Raw genomic sequence first — 1,261 nt, 5'->3', positions numbered from 1 at the left:
TGACGTGGTCAACCAAATTCACACAACCCAGTTAAGCCGCTTTTCCTAAGTTAGCCATGTCAGCTTCATATTGGTTTGGACTTTTGTAATCCAGATATGAGTGCATTCTTTGGCTGTTATAAAACATAGTAATATATTGCAGGATATCCCGCTGAGCAGCATGACGGCTCTGGTAGTGACGCCATTGCACTCGCTCTTGTTTTAATGTGCCGAAGAAGCTCTCTACAACGGCATTGTCCCAACAATCACCTTTCCTGCTCATGCTACCTGTTACCTTGTACTGCGCCAGTAGCTGTCTAAATTGTCGGCTTGCATATTGCGAACCACGATCCGAATGATGTATCAGGCCAGCCTTGGGCTTGCGTTGCCATAAAGCCATTGTTAAGGCATCACACACAAGCTGGGCATTCATCCGAGAAGACATACTCCAACCCACGACTTTGCGTGAGAACAGATCAATGACAACGGCCAGATACAGCCAGCCTTCTTGCGTCCAGATATAGGTAATGTCAGAGACATACGCCTGGTCTGGTTTTTGCGCATCAAAGTCGCGTGACAGCACGTTGTCGAATACAGGTTGCTGATGGTTGCTGTTGGTCGTTACTTTGTATTTTCTACGCCGTCTAACGCTCACGTCAGCTTCTTTCATCAAGGCTCTCGTACGCTGTTTTCCAACCGGATAACCGAGCGAATTCAGCGCGTGTTTCATTCGCCTGACGCCATAGGTATAGTCACTGGCATCTGCTATTTTCTGTACCCATTCAATTAGCTCATCATGTTGCGGATCGGGTTCAAGTTGCTCGTTTCGTCGCACTGCACTGTAATAGTTATGGCGACTGACTCCCAGAACTTGGCACATCAGGCTAATCGGCCAGGTCTTCTTATGTTGGGTAATGAAACCGTATTTCACTTGGTTTCTTTGGCAAAGAAGACCGTCGCCTTTTTTAGGATCTCTTTCTCCATTTTCAGGCGTTTATTCTCTGCTCGCAACTGACGAATTTCTTCCTGTTCCGGTGTCAACTTACCGTTGCCTCGAAATGCGTGAGCGCCTTCTGATTCTTGCTCTTTAAGCCAGCGGCCTAACATATTCGCGCTAATACCAAGACTACGAGCAGCCTCAGCAATCTTATAATTTTGTTCTGTAACCAGACTAACAGCGTCCAGTTTAAATTCTTTTGAATAGCTTTTTCGCGTTTTCATATACACTCCAGTTGAGATAATTATCCCTTAACTGGCTGTGTGAATCTATTGGAGCACGTCA

Annotated in this window: 1 protein-coding gene; it reads right to left on the bottom strand. The window is 46.0% G+C overall.

From position 1 onward, the window contains the following. Positions 1 to 31: 31 nt before the first annotated feature. A protein-coding gene (locus ACTRWF_RS19615) for an IS3 family transposase (RefSeq protein WP_462836101.1) occupies positions 32 to 1,200 on the bottom strand; the annotation gives its coding sequence in 2 pieces (ribosomal slippage) (positions 32 to 948 and positions 948 to 1,200; 1,170 coding nt in all). Positions 1,201 to 1,261 lie beyond the last annotated feature (61 nt).

The organism is Alteromonas sp. G5_S2_22_S1 (assembly GCF_054968525.1).
This window is presented reverse-complemented; position numbering and strand designations above follow the sequence as displayed.